Below are 18,633 nucleotides of genomic sequence, written 5' to 3'. Positions count from 1 at the left end.
GCCCTGGGCACGTGCCACCAGCCGCCCGGCCGTGACCTGCCCTGGGCACGTGCCACCAGCCGCCCCGCCTTGCCCTGAACCGGGCGCGTGCGATCAGCCGCCCACCTCGCCCTGCCCTGGGGACGTGCGATCAGCCGCCCACCTCGCCCTGCCCTGGGCACGTGCGATCAGGCGCCCACCTCGCCCTGCCCTGGGCACGTGCGATCAGCCGCCCACCTCGCCCTGCACCGGGCACGTGCGATCAACCGTCCCGGCGCGACCGGGCCCGGCAGGTGGGCGCACAGATGGGGCAGCTCGACAGGGGGTCAGGCGATACCGGCGGCGGATGGCGAGGTGCCGTCCTCGGGCGCGGGCGGCGGGTCGCCCGGGTCGAGGCCCGCGAGCGGTGCCCGGCGCAGCAGGCCCGGACCAGCGGAGGCGGGCGGGCCGACGGGTTCCGGCACGGCGACACCGTCGGAGGCGGCGCCACCCGGGGCCACCGGCCCGAGCGGCCGGAGCGGGGCTGGCGGAGCGCCCTCGGCACGCTCCTCGGCGCCGCCCGGGTGCCGGTCGTCTCCGTCAACGCGTGGAACGGGGGCGGAAACGAGCGCCGGGGCGGAGGCCGACGGAGGCATGATCGGCACCTCGGGTCGACCGTTGCTCCGCCGAGCCGAGGGCACGACCGAGCCGGCAGACGCCGACGGCCCGGCCGAATCCGCAGACGCCGATGGCCCAACCGAGCCAGCAGACGCCGAGCGCGTGGCAGGGGCGGCAAACGCAGACGGCCCAGCCGACACCGCAGACGGCCCAGCCGACACGGCAGACGGCCCAGCCGACACGGCAGAGGAAGACGGCACGCCGGGGGCGGCAGACGCAGACGGCATCCCGGGGGCGGCAGACGGCGACAGCACCGTCGGCGCGGCGGACGCAGAGGACGTGGTGGGGGCGGAGGGGGCGGAACGCCTGGTGGGGGCGGCAGACCGTGACGGCGCGGACGAGGCGGCGGACGCCGACGGGCCCGGCAGCAGTCGGGGCGGCGAAGCCGTCGGCGCCGAGACCGGGCGCAGCCCGGCCACCACGGTGTTGACGATCTCGGCCGCGTACGCGCCGTCCGGGTCGTAGTCGGGGTCGAAGACGGTCAGCTCGACGCCGAGGCAGTGCGGGGTGTCGACGAGGCCGGCGAGCAGGATCTCCAGCTCGGCGAAGGCGATCCCGCCCGGGTCGGGGGCGTCGACCGCCGGCATCACGGCCGGGTCCAGCACGTCCACGTCGATGTGCACCCAGTAGCCGGCGCAGTCGGCGAGCTGCTCGTGCGCCCACTGTGCCGTACGCGCGGCGCCCTCGGCGCGCAGCGCCGGCACCGGCCGGGTGGTGATCCCGGCGGCCTGGAGGTCGAGGCGGTACTCGTCCTGCGCCCGGATGCCGAGCACCACCACGTCGATGTCCCGGAAGTACGGCCGGCGCCCCTCGATGGCGGCCAGGTCGGCCTGCCCCCGCCCGGTGACCAGCGCGAGGTCCTCGCCGGCCGCCGCGCCCACGTAGGAGGCGTTGCCGGGGTGCCGGAAGTCGGAGTGGCCGTCGACGAAGACCAACCCGATGCGCCCGCCGACCGCCTCGCCGAGCCGGTGCATGGCCAGTGCCGAACCGAGCAGGATGGAGCAGTCGCCGCCGAGCACCAGCGGGAACTCGCTGCGGTCGATGATGGCGCCGATCCGTTCCGCGAGCGCCACCGAGTAGTCGGCGATCTCGCGGGCGTGGCAGACCCCGTCCCCCGGTCGCCAGTCGCCGGGGTCGTAGCGGGGAGCGGTGAGGCAGCCCGCGTCGCGGGCCCGCAGCCGGGCGAGCAGCCCCTGGTCGCGCAGCGCGCCCGGGGCCTTGCCGCAGCCGGGGACCGAGGTGGACGTGGGTGGGCGCAGGCCGAGGTTGCTGGGCGCGTCGAGGACGGCGATCCGGCGCATCATGGGCTCCCGTCCTCGAGGTGTCGGGCGGGCCGGCCGGAACGCCGGCCCGCGCTGGCGTGCTACGTACTCACAAGCAGGGCGTGATCACGAACAGGGCGTGGTGCTCAGAACAGGGCGCTGGCCAGGGCCCGGCGCGCCGCGGCGACGGCGGGATCCTCCGGCCCGGCGACCGTGAAGAGGCTGACCAGGTGCTGGCGTACCTTCTCCCGCTCTTCACCGGCGGTGCGGCGGACCACGCCCACCAGGCGGGCGTACGCCGCCTCGGCCTGACCGCTGAGCACCTCGATGTCGGCGGCCAGGAGCTGGGCCTCGACATCGTCGGGGTTCGCCTGGGCGGCGGCGACCGCCGCGCCCGGGTCGGCCCCGGCCACCCGGCGGGCGAGCCCGACCTGGGCGAGGCCCGCCTCCGCCGCGGCGTCCGCGGGCGACTCCGCAAGGATCTTGCGGTACGCCTGCTCGGCCGCGTCGAGGTCGCCGCTCATCAGGGCGTCGTCGGCCTCGTCGAGGCGCGGGTCCTCCGGCTCGGCGACGCTCACGCCACCGGCCTTGAGCACCGCCTGGATCCACTGCCGCAGCTGCGCCTCGGGCACCACTCCGGAGAAGGCGTCGACCGGCTGGCCGCCGACCACCGCGTAGACCATCGGGATGCCCTGCACCCGGAACATCTGGGCGATCCGGGGGTTGGCGTCCACGTCGACCTTGGCGAGCACCCAGGCGCCGCCGCCCTCGGCGGCCAGCCGCTCCAGCACGGGGCTCAGCTGCTTGCACGGCTCGCACCACTCGGCCCAGAAGTCCACGATCACCGGTGTGGTGAGCGAACGCTCGAGAACCTCGGACTGGAATGTCGCCTCGCTCACGTCGATGACGGCGACGCCGCCACCGGCGGCGCCGGGGAAATCGGCGGAGGGGGCTGACTGGGCCGGGGTGGCGGGGCGGGCAGGGGCCGGTGCAGGGGTGCGCAGCGCGCTGAGGTCGACCGCGCCGCGGGTGAAGATCGACGAGGTGATCCGTGGGTCGCTCATGGTTACCTAGTCTCGCACGCGACCCACGGAACTCAGATCAACCGCGACGGCGACAGTTGTGACTGTCACGGCTGCTCCCGCCCTTGCCCACCCCGTCCCCGCGCCCCTGCCCGACCTCCCGCCCGGCATGGCGCGATCCCGCACCTCCGGTCCTCGGCAGGAGGCCTGCGCGGCAACTGCCGGGACACGGGGTGCGGGATCGCGGTGGAGCGGGGTCGAGGGGGACGGGGTCAGAAGCGGGCGGGTTCGCGGTAGACGCCCCACTCGGCGCGCAGGGCGTCGCAGATCTCGCCGAGGGTGGCCTCCGCGCGGACGGCGTCCAGCATGGCCGGGATCATGTTGCCGTCGGTCCGGCCGACGGTGACCATCCGCTCGATGGCGGCCTTGACGGCGGCCTCGTCGCGGCCGGCTTTCCGCTCGGCCAGCACCCGGCGCTGCTCCAGCTCCACCTCGTGCGAGATGCGCAGGATCTCCAGGTCCTTGGCGACCGTGCCGGTGTGGCAGTTGACCCCGACGATCCGCTTGTCGCCCTTCTCCAGCGCCTGCTGGTAGACGAAGGCGGATTCGGCGATGTGGCCGGTGAACCAGCCGTCCTCGATGCCGCGCAGGATGCCGGAGGTCATCGGGCCGATCTGGTGCGGACCCTCCCCACCGAGCTGCCGGATCCGGGCGAAGATCTCCTCCGCCTCGGCCTCGATCTTGTCGGTGAGCGCCTCGACGTACCAGGACCCGCCCAGCGGGTCCGCCACGTTGGTCACCCCGGTCTCCTCCATCAGCACCTGCTGGGTACGCAGGGCGATCTCGGCGGACTCGTCGGTGGGCAGCGCCAGGGTCTCGTCCAGGGCGTTGGTGTGCAGCGAGTTGGTGCCGCCGAGCACCGCCGCGAGTGCCTCCACGGCGGTACGCACCACGTTGTTGACCGGCTGCTGGGCGGTCAGCGACACCCCGGCGGTCTGCGTGTGGAACCGCAGCCAGAGCGCCTTCTCACTGGTCGCGCCGTAGACGTCGCGCAGCCAGCGGGCCCAGATGCGGCGGGCGGCGCGGAACTTGGCGATCTCCTCGAAGAAGTCGACGTGCGAGTCGAAGAAGAAGCTCAGGCCGGGTGCGAAGACGTTGACGTCGAGCCCCCGGGAGAGCCCCAGCTCGACGTAGCCGAAGCCGTCGGCGAGGGTGTACGCCAGCTCCTGCGCGGCGGTCGAGCCGGCCTCGCGGATGTGGTAGCCGGAGACCGACAGCGGCTTGTAGCGCGGGATCTCCCGGGCGCAGTACTCCATCAGGTCACCGATCAGGCGCAGGTGCGGCTCCGGGTCGAAGAGCCACTCCTTCTGTGCGATGTACTCCTTGAAGATGTCCGTCTGCAACGTGCCGTCCAGGGTGGACAGGTCGGCGCCCTGCCGCTCGGCGGCCACCAGGTACATGCAGAACACCGGCACCGCCGGCCCGGAGATGGTCATCGACGTGGTGACCCCGGCGAGGTCGATGCCGTCGAAGAGGGCCTCCATGTCGGCGGCGGTGTCGATGGCGACGCCGCAGTGGCCCACCTCCCCGAGCGCCTGCGGGTCGTCGGAGTCCCGGCCCATCAGCGTGGGCATGTCGAAGGCGACGGAGAGACCGCCGCCGCCGGCGCCCAGGATCATCTTGTAGCGCTCGTTGGTCTGCTGGGCGTTGCCGAACCCGGCGAACTGCCGGATCGTCCAGGTCCGTCCGCGGTAGCCGGTCGGGTAGAGGCCCCGGGTGTACGGGTACTCGCCCGGCCAGCCGATGCGCTCGAAGCCCGGGTGGTCCACGCCCTCCGGCGGCCCGTAGACCGGGTCGACGGGCATCCCGGAGAGCGTGGTGAAGTCGGCGTCCCGCTTGCGCGCGGCGTCGTAGCGGGCCTGCCAGCGTGCCCGTCCGGCGGCGATCTCGTCGGCGTTCATCGGCGGGGCTCCTCCTCGAGTCCTCGACTGCACTGCGAGTGTAGAGCCCAGACCTGAACGATCGCTAAGTAAGTTCGTACCGGCAGGTAACCTGGGCCGCCGGACGCGTCACGCGACGGGCGCGGCGGGACCGCCCAGGGCCACGTCGTCGACCCTGATGTTGACCTCGTCGACCCGCAGCCCGTACGCCTCGACCGCCCCGGCGACCTGCTCCCGGACCTCGGCGGTCACCTGCGGCACCGCGCGGCCGGCCTCGATCACGATGACCAGGTTGACCACCGCCGCGCCGTTCGTGACGTGGGCCGAGCAGCCACGCCGGGCGTCGCCGACCTGGTCGAGCCCGACCTTGTCGAGCACCGCGTTGAAGAACCGGGCCACGTCCCCGCCCAGCTCGACCACCCCGGGCACGGACCGCGCGGCGGCCACCGCGATCTTCTCCACCACCTCGTCGGAGACGAGCGTCGTCCCGCCCGGCACCGCGTCCGGCGTCACCGACAGCTCCTGCGTCGCCTCGTCGCCCATGGTCTCCCCCACTCCGCCGCGCACCGCCCCACGCCGACCGTGGAGCGGTGCGAGCGTACTAGCTCGACGGGCCCCTCAGGAGCCGAGTTGGGAGAGCAGTTCGTCGGCCGCCGCGTACGGGTCGAGGGCGCCCTCGGCCACCTTCGCGGCGAGCGCCGGCAGCTCCGTACCGTCGCGCAGGGAACCGATCCGGGCACGGAGCACGCCCAGCGCGATCGCCTCGACCTCGGCGGCGGCCCGCGCCTCCTGGCGGCGGCGCAGCTCGCCGTGCTCGACCAGCCAGCCACGGTGCTTGTCGATGGCGGCGGCGATGTCGTCGATCCCCTCGCCCCGGGAGGCGATCGCGCGCACCACCTGCGGCCGCCAGTCGCCCGGGCCGCGCTCGCCCAGGGCGATCATGCCCTGGATGTCGCGGTAGGTGGCGTCGGCGCCGTCCCGGTCGGCCTTGTTGACCACGAAGACGTCGGCGATCTCCAGGATGCCGGCCTTGACCGCCTGAATGGCGTCGCCCATGCCCGGGGCGAGCAGCACCAGCGTGGTGTCGGCCAGCGAGGCGACCTCCACCTCGGCCTGCCCGACGCCCACGGTCTCCACCAGCACGACGTCGCAGCCGGCGCCCTCCAGCACCCGCACCGCCTGCGGCGTGGCGGCCGACAGCCCGCCCAGGTGGCCCCGGCTCGACATCGACCGGATGTAGACGCCCGGGTCGGTGGCGTGGTCCTGCATCCGGACCCGGTCGCCGAGGATCGCCCCGCCCGTGAACGGGCTGGACGGGTCGATGGCCAGCACGCCCACCCGGTGGCCGCGGGCGCGCAGCGCCCGGACCAGCTCGTTGGTGGTGGTCGACTTGCCCACCCCGGGCGAGCCGGTCAGCCCGACCACCTGGGCCTGGCCGGCGTACGGCGCGAGGGCCGCCGCGATCCGCGGCAGCGTCTCGTCGCCCGACTCGACCAGGGTGATCAGCCGGGCCACCGCGCGCGGATCGCCCGCGCGGGCCCGCTCGACCAGCATCGGCACGTCCCGGCTGCGGCGCACCGGGGGTGCGCCGGCCGCCGGGACGCCGTCGACGATCTCGCTCACTGTGCTGCCTCTACGGGATCGGCCGGCCGGCGGTCAGTGACCGCTCTCGCCGGGGGCCGGGACGTGGATGATCAGAGCGTCGCCCTGGCCGCCGCCGCCGCAGAGCGCCGCGGCGCCCGTGCCGCCGCCCCGGCGCTTGAGCTCCAGCGCGAGGGTGAGCACCAGCCGGGCGCCGGACATGCCGATCGGGTGGCCCAGCGCGATCGCCCCGCCATTGACGTTGACCTTGTCCGGGCTGATCCCGAGGTCACGGGTGGACTGGATGCCCACCTGGGCGAACGCCTCGTTGATCTCGATGAGGTCCAGGTCCTCGATGCCGAGCCCGCCCTTCTTGAGGGCGTGCTGGATCGCGTTGGACGGCTGCGAGTGCAGGGAGTTGTCCGGGCCGGCGACGTTGCCGTGCGCGCCGATCTCGGCCAGCCAGGTCAGCCCCAGCTCCTTGGCCTTGGCCTTGCTCATGACGACCACCGCGGCGGCGCCGTCGGAGATCGGCGAGGAGCTGCCGGCGGTGATGGTGCCGTCCTTGGCGAACGCCGGGCGCAGCTTCGCCAGCGACTCGACGGTGGTGTCCGGGCGGATCCCCTCGTCCTCGCTGATCACCAGCGGGTCGCCCTTGCGCTGCGGGATGACCACCGGGGTGATCTCGTCGGCGAAGTGGCCGTTCTTCTGCGCGGCGGCGGCCCGCTGGTGGCTGGCCGCGGCGAACGCGTCCTGCTCCTCGCGGGTGATGCCGTGCCGCCCGTTGTGCCGCTCGGTGGACTCACCCATCGCGCAGCTGTCCCAGGCGTCGGTGAGCCCGTCGAGCGCCATGTGGTCCTTGACCACCACGTCGCCGTACTTGTAGCCGCCGCGCTGGCCGAGCAGCAGGTGCGGGGCGTTGGTCATGGACTCCATGCCGCCGGCGACGACGATGTCGAACTCGCCGGCGCGGATCAGCTGGTCGGCCAGGGCGATCGCGTCCAGGCCGGAGAGGCAGACCTTGTTGACGGTCAGCGCCGGCACGGACATCGGGATGCCGGCCTCGACCGCCGCCTGGCGGGCCGGGATCTGTCCGGCGCCGGCCTGGAGCACCTGCCCCATGATCACGTACTGGACCTGCTCGGGGGCGACGCCGGCCCGCTCGAGCGCCGCCTTGATCGCGACGCCACCGAGCCTGGTCGCGGGGAGGTCCTTGAGGTTGCCCAGCAGGCGCCCCATCGGGGTCCGCGCGCCGCTGACGATCACCGAAGCCATGCCTGCCTCCGAGGGGTGCCGACCTGTACGCCTTAACGATTGTTCGGTCAGACTAGCGCCATGGCTGAGAACTCCCCCGTCGAGACCGCTGCCGACTATGTCACAGACATCGGCCTGCGCCGCATCGACCACGTCGGGGTCGCCGTCGCCGACCTGGACGCCGCGATCGACTTCTACCAGCGCACCTTCGGGATGCGCTGCGTGCACACCGAGGTGAACGCCGAGCAGGGCGTACGCGAGGCGATGCTGGCCGTCGGCCCGGACGCCGAGGGCGGCTGCGTGCAGCTGCTCGCCCCGCTGACCCCGGAGTCGACCATCGCCAAGTTCCTCGACAAGAAGGGCCCCGGCGTGCAGCAGGTGGCGTACACCGTCGAGGACATCGACGCCGCCTGCGCGAAGCTGCGCGAGCGGGGCGTGAAGCTGCTCTACGACACCCCGAAGCGCGGCACCGCCAACTCGCGGGTCAACTTCGTCCACCCGAAGGACGCCGGCGGGGTGCTGGTCGAACTCGTCGAGCCCGCCGCCGGGCACTGATCCCCACCTCCGGCTCCCGCCGACCGGGCGGGGGCCGGAGGCCACACTCCATCTGGCGAAAAGGGGCCGGAGGCCACTCCCCGGCTGGTGGGAGAGGGGTCGGAGGCCCCGCCGAGCGCGCCGGTGCGTGGTTCCACCGCCGCCCGGGCACCTCCACGCATCGGCCAATGCAGTTTTTCACAGAGGACTTCCGGCCCTACCTACTCTTCAGTAACGTCCCGCCCCACAGGAGCGCGGCCGGTACCGGATGTGTCGGATGCCGACATGGCGGTGGGCCGCACCGACGCCGACGATGGCAGCACCCAGGCCCGCGTGGGCGGGGTGCGGACGAACGGGAGGTCGACGTGCAGGACATCCTCGAAGCGATCATGGCGGCGGAGGGATCCGACCAACCCGCACGGGAGCTCGCCGGGATCGCCGGCCTGCCGGTACCCGAGACGTACCGCGGCGTGGTGGTGCGCGCCGACGAGACCCGGATGTTCGACGGCCTGGCCACCCGGGACAAGGACCCGCGCAAGGCGCTGCACGTGCAGGAGGTGCCGACGCCGGAACTGGGGCCGGGCGAGGCGCTGGTCGCGGTGATGGCGAGCGCGATCAACTACAACACGGTCTGGACCAGCATCTTCGAGCCGCTGCCGACCTTCAAGTTCCTCGAGCGCTACGGCCGGCTCTCCGAGCTGACCCGCCGGCACGACCTGCCGTACCACGTGGTGGGCTCCGACGCCGCCGGCGTGGTGCTGCGCACCGGGCCCGGGGTCACGAAGTGGAAGGCCGGCGACGAGGTCGTCGCGCACTGCCTCTCCGTGGAGCTGGAGGACGCGGCCGGGCACGACGACACCATGCTGGATCCGCAGCAGCGGATCTGGGGCTTCGAGACCAACTTCGGCGGCCTGGCCGAGCTGTGCGTGGTCAAGGCCAACCAGCTGATGCCCAAGCCGCGCCACCTGAGCTGGGAGGAGGCGGCCAGCCCGGGGCTGGTCAACTCGACTGCGTACCGGCAGCTGGTGTCGCACCACGGGGCGAACATGAAGCAGGGCGACGTGGTGCTGATCTGGGGCGCCTCCGGCGGCCTCGGCGGCTACGCCACCCAGATGGCGCTCAACGGCGGCGCGATCCCGGTCTGCGTGGTCTCCTCGCCGGAGAAGGCGGAGCTGTGCCGGAGGATGGGCGCCGAGCTGGTGATCGACCGCACCGCCGAGGGCTTCCGCTTCTGGAAGGACGAGCAGACCCAGGACCAGGACGAGTGGCGCCGCTTCGGCGAGCGCATCCGCGAGCTGACCGGCGGCGACGACCCGGACATCGTCTTCGAGCACCCCGGCCGGGAGACCTTCGGCGCCAGCGTCTATGTGGCCAAGAAGGGCGGCACCATCGTCACCTGCGCCTCCACCAGCGGCTACCTGCACCAGTACGACAACCGCTACCTCTGGATGCATCTGAAGCGGATCATCGGCAGCCACTTCGCCAACTACCGCGAGGCGTGGGAGGCCAACCGGCTCGTGGCACTGGGCAAGGTCCACCCCACCGTGTCGAAGACCTACGCGCTGGAGCAGACCGGCCAGGCCGCGTACGAGGTGCACCGCAACGCGCACCAGGGCAAGGTCGGCGTCCGCTGCCTGGCCCCGACGGACGGGCTCGGCGTACGCGACCGCGAGCTGCGCTCCCGGCACGAGGACGCGATCAACCGGTTCCGCGGCCACTGACCCGAGGGACGAGGCGCCGTCGCCCATTGCGGTGAACGGCGATTGCCTTTCCGCCTAGTGTCTGACGCTCATTCGAGCGATGCCGACCATGGCGCGACAAAGGGCCGCGGGGTACTCCCGCGGCCCTTTTCCATGTCACGCTCCGTGCCCTCTCCCCTGTCACGCTCCGTGCCGTCCGACCCGCCCGGGACCTGCCAAGATCGGCGATCTGCCCGGTCCTCGGCGGACCCGCAGTTGACCATGTAATGAGGACACGAAAGCTCGGCACCGCTCTTGCGAAGCACCCTGGGGGGTCTGCGAGTATGTCCCAATGCCCCAGCAGTCCTCCCCTCTTGCGTTCTTCGATAACGCGAACTCGCAGCCCGATTTCACCGTTGGCCTGCGCGGCTACAACACCCACCAGGTCGATGACTTCATCGGCCGGATGACGGCCGCGCTGACCCAGTCCGAGCAGGCCCGCGCCGAGGCCGAGCAGCGGATGAACGACGCCCAGCGACGGCTCCGCCAGGCCGAGCAGCGGATGAGCGCGCTGGAGCAGAAGCTCGCCGACACCAACAAGCAGCTCGAGGAGAACAGCCGGCCCACCCTCTCCGGCCTCGGCACCCGCGTCGAGCAGATCCTGCGGCTGGCCGAGGAGCAGGCCAACGACCACCGCAACGAGGCCAAGCGCGAGTCGGAGGGCATCCTCTCCGCCGCCCGCCTCGAGGCGCGCGAGATCACCGACAAGGCGCGCGCCGAGGCGGCGGCCATGAAGGCCAACGCCGAGCGGGAGGCGGGCAGCGTCCGCACCGCCGCCGAGCGCGAGGCCGCCGAGGTCCGCGTCCAGGCCCGGCGCGAGGCCGACACGCTGCGCGCCGACGCCGACCGGGAGACCAAGCAGCTGCGCACGGTCACCGCCCACGAGGTCGCCGAGCTGAAGTCCACCGTCGAGCGCGAGGTCGCCACCCTGCGGGCCACCGCCGAGCGGGAGATCACCCAGCAGCGGGCGAAGGCGGCCCGCGAGGCCGAGGAGAAGCGCGCCGAGGCGACCAAGCTGCTCACCGACGCCCGCGACAAGCGCGACAAGGACCTCCAGGCCCTGGAGCTCCAGCTTGCCGAGCGCCGGGAGAAGGCCGAGCGCGAGGAGTCCGAGCGGCACGCCGCGCAGGTGGCCCAGACCCAGAAGCTGGTCAGCGAGGCCGAGCAGCGGGCCCACGCCGCGCAGGAGCGGGCCAAGGAGATCGAGCAGCGCGCCGAGGCCCGCCGGGTCGAGTCGGAGCGCACCGCCAACGAGACGGTCGACAAGGCCAAGGCGCTGGCCGACAAGACGCTCACCGAGGCGAAGGCCGAGTCGAAGCGCCTGCTCACCGAGGCGCGCACCGAGGCCGAGCTGACCACCCAGGCGGCCCGTCGCGAGGTCGAGGACCTCACCCGGCAGAAGGACGCCGTCACCTCGCAGCTCGGCCAGATGCTCTCCGGCCTCGCCGGCATCGTGCCGGGCGTGCCCGCCACGCCGCCGGCCGCGCCGGCCAAGCCGGAGGCGAAGAAGGCCGACAACGCCGACGAGCGGGTGGCCGCGGAGACCGCCAACTGACCCGACCGACCCACCCGACCGGGGCATGATTTCCACGGCGCGGGGTGACACCGGGTGACCGGTGCGCCCCGCGCCGTACGCTTTTTCCCGCCGAGCGAATTGCCCGGGCGTGTCGGCAGTGAAGTAGGTCCTATCCGGGGCGTCCGTATCGCCCCAGCCGGACTGGAGGCGTGTGAGGATGGGGGCATGTCGCACGGCGAGGAACTGTTCGCTCTCGGCGGGGATGTGACCACGGAGCCCAGCTTCGAGTCCGCTCTGCGGGGGTACGAGAAACGACAGGTCGACCGGTACGTCGCTCGCGCGGAGCACGAGATCGCGGCCCTGGCGGCCGAGCGGGAACAGGCCTACACACAGATCCACAAGCTGGCCGGCCAGGTCGAGGTGCTCCAACGTGACCTCGCCCAGGCACGCAAGTCGTCCGGGGCTCTGGAGAACGTCTCCTACCGGCACCTGGGCCCGCGGGTGGAGCAGATCCTCACCATCGCCGAGGAGCAGGCCGACGCGATCCTGGCCTCCGCCAACGAGGAGATCGAGGCTCGCCGGGCCGCCGCGGAGCACATCGTCGACGAGGCCCGCGAGCAGGCCGCCACCGCCCTCAAGGACTTCGAGATCGCGCTGGCCGCCCGCCGGACGGAGGAGGAGCGGCACACCGCGGCCCGCAAGGCCGAGGCGGACGCCGCCGTCCGCACCGCCAAGGACGAGGCCGCCCGGCTGCGCAAGGCCGCCCAGGAGGCGCTCGCGAAGGCCCAGCAGGAGGCCACCCAACTGCGGGACGCGGCCAAGGAGATCCACCAGCGGGCCCAGCAGGAGGCGACCAAGCTGCGCGAGGCCGCCAAGGAGGTGCACGCCAAGGCGCAGCAGGAGGCCACCCAGCTGCGGGAGGCCGCCAAGGAGGTGCACGCCAAGGCCCAGCAGGAGTCCAAGCGCCTGGTCGACCAGGCCACCGAGGCAGGCCGGGCCACCCACGCCAAGGCGCAGCGGGACGCCAAGCAGATCATCGACGACGCCGCCGGCGCCGGCCGGGCCACCCGCGAGAAGGCCCGCCAGGAGGCCGAGCGGCTCACCACCCAGGCGGCCGAGACGGCCAAGCGCAACCGCGCCGAGACCGAGGCGTACGTGCAGCGGATGCGCAGCGAGACCGAGGCGTACGTGCAGCACGCCCGGGCCCAGACGCAGCAGGAGCTGGGCGCCTGGCGGGCCGGGGTGGAGCAGGAGGTCAACAGCCGGCGCGAAGCCGCGGACCGCGAGCTGACCCAGCGCCGCGCGGCGGCCGAGCAGGAGTTCACCAAGCGCCGCGACGAGCTGGAGAAGCAGTACAAGACCCGGCTCGCCGAGTTGGAGAAGCAGCACACGAGCCGGCACGACGAGCTGGAGTCCGGGTTCGAGTCGCGCCGCACCGCGCTGGAGGCGGAGTACACCGCCCGGAAGAACGAGATCGAGCAGGGTGCCACCGCCGTCCGCCAGGCCGCCGAGCAGGACGCGCTGACGATGCGCCGGCAGGCCGAGGAGGAGGCCGCGGCGCTGCTCGGCCGGGCCGAGTCGGAGGCGGCCGACAAGCGCCGCAAGGCCGACGAGCACGTGGCGACGTCGCGGCGGCAGTTCGAGGAGTACGCGGCCACGACGCAGCAGCACCTGGCCACCACCCAGCAGCACCTCGCCGCCACCCAGCAGGAGGCCGCCGCCAGCCGTCAGCAGCTCGCCCAGGTGATGCTGGAGATCGCCCAGGCCCAGCAGGAGCTGGCCGACCTGCGGCAGGAGACCTGGAAGTCCCGGCAGGAGTCCGACGAGCTCCAGCGACAGGTGGCGGAGCTGCGGTTGGGTCGGCTCGCCGCGGCCGACCTGCCGGGCGGTACGGACGGCGCCGCCGCCCCGGTGGTGGCGGACGGCAAGCCGGCCACGGCGAACGGCGGCAGGCCCCGCCCCGACACGGACAAGACCTCGGCGGGCGCGGGTGCGACCCCGGTCGGCGCGGGCACGGACAAGGCGGACAGGACCCCGGCGGGCGCGGCCACGGCGGGTGCGGCCACGGCGGGTGCGGGCACGACCCCGACGGAAGCGGCCAAGGCGGATGCGGCCACCGCCCCGGCGGGCGCGGGCACGGCGGGCAGGACCCCGGCGGATACGGGCTCCGCGGACAAGGCTCCGGTCGCGGGCGGGGCGACGGGCCCCGCAGCGGCTCCGTCCTCCTCGGACGGGAAGCCCGCCGCCGGCAAGGTGGAGCCGGAGGACGCCGGGCAGCCGGCCAAGGGCCGGATCGAGCCGGCCGACGCCGGGCAGCCGGCCAACGGCAAGGCCACCGTGACCACCGTCGACGGGGGTACGGCCAGCGCCGGCGTGGACGGGGAGCCGACCGTGGCGGCGGTGCCTGGCGAGGGAGGTCGGGGCGCCACCCCGACGAAGATCACCAGCACCGGCGAGAACGGCAAGCGTCCGGCGAAGCCGACCACCGACGAGCGCAGCGCCAAGCCGAGCAAGGTCGTCGTCGAAAAGGACTGACCCCGGACCGCTCCACCGCCCGACAGCTGAGGCCGTCCAGCGGATCTTGGAAGGATCAGGCCCCTATAGGGGCCGTGCCGTACCAAGATCTCAGGACTTCGGTCCTGCCCGCACCCAGAGGGTGCGCGGAGGGGCGGCGTTGGCTGGTCCCGGTGGCCCAGCCAGGTCGGGTGGCACCGCCGGGGCGGGTGACACGGCTCGGGTGGGTGGCGCGGGCAAGCCTGCGGCGTACGCTCCCGGTGGGATTTCGCCGACGTGAGCCGTGGTCGGGCCGTCCCGCGGGAATCGATCCAGGGAGGTCCGATGGCGGACGACGGACCGATGGCGTCGAGCGGCGACCGGGAGCCCGATCGCGCCCCGGCACCGGGCGACAGGAACCGGAAGCCGGAGCACGCCACCGCGCCCGAACACGCCGACAGAACGACAGGCACGACAGGCACCACGAGCACGAGAGACACGACGAGCACGAGAGACACGACCGGCACGGCGGACGACGGCGAGCCGGCGGGAAACGGGTCGAGCCGCTTCGGTACGCCGGGGCGGCCGCTGAAGCGCAGCAGCTTCCTGGTCGGCTTCACCGGCGCGGCCGGGGTGCTGCTCGCGTACGCCCTCTATCTGGGCGTGCGCAACGCGGCCGGCATCCTGGTCCTGGTGGTCATCGCGCTCTTCCTCGCCGTCGGCCTGCACCCCGCGGTGGTCCGGTTGCGGTCCTGGGGGCTGCCGCACGGGCTCGCCGTGGCGGTGGTCGCGCTGACGGTCGTGCTACTCCTCTGCGGTGGCCTGTTCGCCCTGGTGCCGCCGATCGTGACGCAGAGCGGGCAGTTCATCGAGCAGCTCCCGAGCTACCTGGAGGCGTTGCGCCGCAACGAGACGGTCAACGACCTGGTGGAGCGGTACGACCTGATGGAGCGGGTGCAGAGCGCGGCGAACGCGGACACGGTCGGTCAGGCCCTCGGCGGGGTGCTCGGCGGCGCCCAACTGATCTTCGGCACGGTCTTCCGGGGGCTGACCGTGCTGGTGTTGACCATCTACTTCCTGGCCTACTTCGACCGGCTCCGCGACCTGGGCTACTCGCTGGTGCCCCGCTCGCGCCGGGAGCGGGTACGGCTGATCGGGGACGAGATCCTGACGAAGGTCGGCGCGTACATGGTCGGCGCGCTCAGCATCGCGGTGCTGGCCGGGGTGTCCACGTTCGTCTTCGCGTTGATCGTCGGGCTGCCGTACCCGTTCGCGCTGGCCGTGGTGGTCGCGGTGACGGACCTGATCCCGCAGATCGGCGCGACCCTCGGCGCGGTGATCGTCAGCCTGGTCGGGTTCGCCACGGACCTGCCGATCGGCATCGCCTGTGCGGTGTTCTTCCTGATCTACCAGCAGGTGGAGAACTACCTGATCTATCCCAAGATCATGCGCCGGTCGGTGTCGGTCAACGAGGTGGCCGCCCTGGTGGGAGCCCTGCTCGGGGTCTCCCTGCTGGGCGTGGTGGGCGCGCTGATCGCGATCCCGGCGGTGGCCGCGCTCCAGCTCATCCTGCGGGAGGTGGTCCTGCCCCGGCAGGAGTCCCGCTGACCCCGCCCGGCCCGGCCCGACCGGCCACCGGTGGACCGGGCCGCCACGGGTGAACCGGGCGGCCACGGCCAGACCGGTCGGCCACGGATGGACCGGGTCGGCCACGGGTGGACCGGGTCGGCCGGGCCCGTGACGGGAGCGCGCGGCGGAGGGCGGGTCCGCGGCGGGAGCGCGCGGCGGAGGGCGGGTCCGTGACGCGAGCGCGAGGCCGAGGGCGGGTCAGCCGGCCTGGCCGGCAGGCGGGCCGGGCACCGGGCGGTCCGCGAAGGAGGCCACCGTGCGGTCGGCGTACGCGCTGACGTCGCCGGTCTCCATCGGGCCGTCCCAGGTGGTCGGCAGCGGCACGGCGGCGGCCGGGTTGACCCGGCGGACCACCTCGTCCAGCACGGTCTCGGCGTCGCCGACCCAGAGGTGCTTCGCCCCGGGCACCCCGACCACCTCGGCCTGCGGCACCGCCGCGAAGCGCTCCCGGGCCTCGTCGGGGCGCAGGTAGTCGTCGAACTCGGGCACCAGCGCGGTCAGCGGCTTGCCGGACTCCGTCCAGTGTTCCAGGTCGGCCGGGGCGGAGAAACGCAGCGGCGGGGAGAGCAGGATCGCCCCGACGACGGCCGGGTCGCAGCCGTACTTCAGGGTCAGGTCCGTGCCGAACGACCAGCCGAGCAGCCAGACGTTCGGCAGCTCGTGGAACTCGGCGTACTCGATGGCGGCGGCGACGTCGAAGCGCTCGCCGACCGCGTTGTCGAAGGCCCCCTCGCTGGTGCCGCGCACGCTGCTGGTCCCCCGGGTGTTGAAGCGGAGCACCGCCAGATCGGCCAGGGCCGGCAACCGCCACGCCGCCTTGCGGAACACGTGGCTGTCCATCATCCCGCCGTGCGTCGGCAGCGGGTGCAGGCAGACGAGGGTGCCCACCGGCGCACGGTCCAGCGGCCGGGCCAACTCGCCGACCAGCCGCAGACCGTCAGCGGTGTGCAGCTCGATGTCCTCGCGGTGCCCGGGCAGGATGGAGGACGCGCGGATCGGTGTGCTCACCCCACCAGTCTCGCCGGTGCGGCCGGGAACCGCCGGGCGGGGCGGAAACAGCGTGATCCAGATCGCTCAGCCGTAGCGGGGAGCACCGCGACCGCGCTGGACGACCGGCCCACGCCGGTCGCGGGCACGCCAGCACCCGCTGTGCCAGTGCCGCCGGTCGGTCAGGTCGCCCCGCCCGTCCGCCGGCCACGCCACCAGGTGCGCCACCCCGGGCCGGATCTCCTGGTCACAGCCGGGACAGCGGTACGTCTTGGTGGACGCGCCGCCGCTGATCCCGCGTACCTGCCAGTCGCCGTCGCGCCACTGCTGCACCGAGGCGACGCCCTGCCGGGCCCGGTCGGAGTCGAGGTGCGCGGCGTCATCGCGGCGCTGTCGGTTGCGACGGGGGCTCACGCTTGCCAAGCGTACGGGCCGGCGGCGGGACCGGCCCGGGGTGGGCGGGCCGGCCCCGCCGCTGGTCAGTCCCAGGTCTCCGGGTCACCGGGATCGGTGGCGACCTGCGCCCCGCCCAGCAGGACGGCGGCGTCCGCCTCGGTGAAGTCCCCGTGCGACCAGCTGAAATCGACGATCAGGTGGGCCTTAGGGATGCCGAGCAGCTCCAACTGGTCGCCCCGCGGATAGAGGTAGGCGGCCCGGCCCCCGATCGTCCGGTTGCCCGCCGTACGGCCGGTGACCGTCGAGCGCGCGTAGTCGAACGCGACACGCGTCTCCGCTTCCCCGGGCCCGTTCACCACCAGCGACATGTGCAACGTGGCGGGGAAGGACCCCGCATCGACGGTGCACTGGTCCAGCCGGGCGCCGGCGGGCAGCGTGGTGAGCCGCACCGGCGCGACGCAGCGGCGCGCCTCACCCAACCGGAGGGCGCCGACCGCCACCTCGATCTCCTGGGCGGTCACGGCGGTCACGGCGGCCCGGGCGTACAGGCCGGGGGCCGGTTGCCAGAGCCGGATCCAGATGGAAGTGCCGCCCTCCCGGTGCAGGCGATCGGTGCCGTCGAAGACCGTCCCGCCCGTCATCCCGGTGGCCCCCGGCGGCAGCCCTTCGACCGCGTACTCCCACAGCGCGTCGGCGGAACGGGCCAGCGCGACGCTCACCGGCCGGCCACCGCCGACCTCGACGCGGATGCTCTCCACGCCGAACCCGACGTGCCAGCCCCGGTAGCGGGCACGGGCCGGGTCGAACCCGAAGTGCAGTACCTGCGGATCCGTGCCGACCAGGTCGGGCCGGGCGGCCGCGCCGGGGACGTTCTCCAGCCGGGGCGGCGCGGCGGTGGCGGCGTCCGGCGCGGCGGCGTCCGGCGGGCGTACCCGCTCCGGCAGGCCCACGCCGGTGGCGACGGTGAACCCGAGCACCGCCGCCACGCCCAGCGCGAGGCCCGCGCCGGCCCGACGGCGACGGCGACGGACCCGTCCCCCGGCGACGGCACGGGAGGTGAGCCGGTCGGTGTCGACCGTCCCCTCGGCGCGTTCCCGCAGCGTCCGTACGATCCGTTCGTCGAGGTCGGTCACGGCCGGCTCCCGTTCGTCGCCGGGACGCCGTGGCGCTCCCGGAGGTTGTTGAGCGCCCGCATGGCATGGGTGCGGACGGTGACCGGCGAGCAGCCGAGGATCTGGGCGATGGTCGCGTCGTCGAGGTCCTCGTAGTAGCGCAGCACGAGCACCGCCCGCTGGCGGTCCGGCAGCCCGAGGATGAGCCGCCACATGGCGTCCCGGTCGGCCGTCTCGCCGCCGAGGTCGCCGTGCTGGGGCCGTTCCGCGAAGTCGGCGGTGGCCAGCTCCCGGTTCGTCCGCCGGCGCCACCAGGAGTTGTTGGCGTTGACCAGCATCCGGCGCACGTACACGTCCGGCCGGTCCACCCGGGCGATCCGCCGCCAGTGCACGTACGCGCGGGTCAGGACGTCCTGGGTGAGGTCCTCGGCCCGGTGCTCGTCGCCCGTCAGCAGCCGGGCCAGCCGCATCAGGGCGGGGCCTCGGCTGCCGACGTACTCCTCGAAGGTCACACCATGCAGACGCCGTCACC

General features: G+C 73.6%; 14 protein-coding genes and 1 pseudogene. 5 read left to right on the top strand and 10 right to left on the bottom strand.

Annotated elements, in window-relative coordinates; genetic code table 11:
- Window positions 1-1,031: 1,031 nt before the first annotated feature.
- From ABZ573_RS18445 to ABZ573_RS18420, 6 genes and pseudogenes are all read right to left on the bottom strand, one after another.
- A pseudogene (locus ABZ573_RS18445) lies at window positions 1,032-1,940 on the bottom strand (arginase family protein); the annotation flags it as partial.
- A 104-nt stretch (window positions 1,941-2,044) separates the two neighbouring features.
- The gene (locus ABZ573_RS18440) at window positions 2,045-2,962 is read right to left on the bottom strand and encodes a tetratricopeptide repeat protein (RefSeq protein WP_327029419.1); all 918 of its coding nucleotides are present in this window, start codon (window positions 2,960-2,962) and stop codon (window positions 2,045-2,047) included.
- A gap of 230 nt (window positions 2,963-3,192) precedes the next feature.
- A complete protein-coding gene (locus ABZ573_RS18435) occupies window positions 3,193-4,881 on the bottom strand; it encodes a methylmalonyl-CoA mutase family protein (protein WP_151456558.1) in 1,689 nt (562 codons plus the stop codon).
- 108 nt (window positions 4,882-4,989) lie between these two features.
- Entirely contained in the window at window positions 4,990-5,403 is a 414-nt protein-coding gene (locus tag ABZ573_RS18430; RefSeq protein WP_151456557.1) for an Asp23/Gls24 family envelope stress response protein, read from the bottom strand.
- A 75-nt stretch (window positions 5,404-5,478) separates the two neighbouring features.
- Window positions 5,479-6,483, bottom strand: coding sequence for a methylmalonyl Co-A mutase-associated GTPase MeaB (meaB, locus tag ABZ573_RS18425; RefSeq protein WP_327029420.1), 1,005 nt, complete (start codon window positions 6,481-6,483; stop codon window positions 5,479-5,481).
- 33 nt (window positions 6,484-6,516) lie between these two features.
- Window positions 6,517-7,716 carry an acetyl-CoA C-acetyltransferase gene (locus ABZ573_RS18420; protein WP_327029421.1) on the bottom strand — a complete coding sequence of 400 codons (1,200 nt, stop codon included), beginning with the start codon at window positions 7,714-7,716 and terminating at the stop codon, window positions 6,517-6,519.
- 60 nt (window positions 7,717-7,776) lie between these two features.
- Between ABZ573_RS18420 and mce the strand changes: the two genes are divergently transcribed.
- The 5 genes from mce (at window position 7,777) to ABZ573_RS18395 (ending at window position 15,585) form a co-directional block, all read left to right on the top strand.
- Window positions 7,777-8,250: a methylmalonyl-CoA epimerase gene (mce, locus tag ABZ573_RS18415; protein ID WP_121399562.1), complete on the top strand. Its 474-nt coding sequence runs from the start codon at window positions 7,777-7,779 to the stop codon at window positions 8,248-8,250.
- Window positions 8,251-8,594: 344 nt separating this feature from the next.
- The gene (gene ccrA, locus ABZ573_RS18410; RefSeq protein ID WP_151456553.1) at window positions 8,595-9,950 is read left to right on the top strand and encodes a crotonyl-CoA carboxylase/reductase; all 1,356 of its coding nucleotides are present in this window, start codon (window positions 8,595-8,597) and stop codon (window positions 9,948-9,950) included.
- A gap of 310 nt (window positions 9,951-10,260) precedes the next feature.
- Window positions 10,261-11,523, top strand: a complete 1,263-nt coding sequence (locus tag ABZ573_RS18405; RefSeq protein ID WP_132231256.1) for a cell division protein DivIVA — start codon at window positions 10,261-10,263, stop codon at window positions 11,521-11,523.
- 186 nt (window positions 11,524-11,709) lie between these two features.
- Entirely contained in the window at window positions 11,710-14,019 is a 2,310-nt protein-coding gene (locus ABZ573_RS18400) for a hypothetical protein (protein WP_358119311.1), read from the top strand.
- Between the two features lie 303 nt (window positions 14,020-14,322).
- Window positions 14,323-15,585, top strand: coding sequence for an AI-2E family transporter (locus ABZ573_RS18395; RefSeq protein ID WP_358119308.1), 1,263 nt, complete (start codon window positions 14,323-14,325; stop codon window positions 15,583-15,585).
- Between the two features lie 219 nt (window positions 15,586-15,804).
- On the opposite strand, the gene ABZ573_RS18390 is transcribed toward ABZ573_RS18395, so the two are convergent.
- From ABZ573_RS18390 to ABZ573_RS18375, 4 genes are all read right to left on the bottom strand, one after another.
- Window positions 15,805-16,614: an alpha/beta hydrolase gene (locus ABZ573_RS18390; RefSeq protein ID WP_358119305.1), complete on the bottom strand. Its 810-nt coding sequence runs from the start codon at window positions 16,612-16,614 to the stop codon at window positions 15,805-15,807.
- Between the two features lie 66 nt (window positions 16,615-16,680).
- Entirely contained in the window at window positions 16,681-17,007 is a 327-nt protein-coding gene (locus ABZ573_RS18385; protein WP_358119302.1) for a hypothetical protein, read from the bottom strand.
- Between the two features lie 65 nt (window positions 17,008-17,072).
- Window positions 17,073-18,122, bottom strand: a complete 1,050-nt coding sequence (locus ABZ573_RS18380) for a hypothetical protein (RefSeq protein WP_358119299.1) — start codon at window positions 18,120-18,122, stop codon at window positions 17,073-17,075.
- Window positions 18,119-18,613, bottom strand: coding sequence for a SigE family RNA polymerase sigma factor (locus ABZ573_RS18375; RefSeq protein ID WP_151454869.1), 495 nt, complete (start codon window positions 18,611-18,613; stop codon window positions 18,119-18,121). Before ABZ573_RS18375 ends, ABZ573_RS18380 begins: the two co-directional genes overlap by 4 nt.
- Window positions 18,614-18,633 lie beyond the last annotated feature (20 nt).

Source organism: Micromonospora sp. NPDC007220 (assembly GCF_040634035.1).
Taxonomy (GTDB): Bacteria; Actinomycetota; Actinomycetes; order Mycobacteriales; family Micromonosporaceae; genus Micromonospora; species Micromonospora reichwaldensis.
This window is presented reverse-complemented; position numbering and strand designations above follow the sequence as displayed.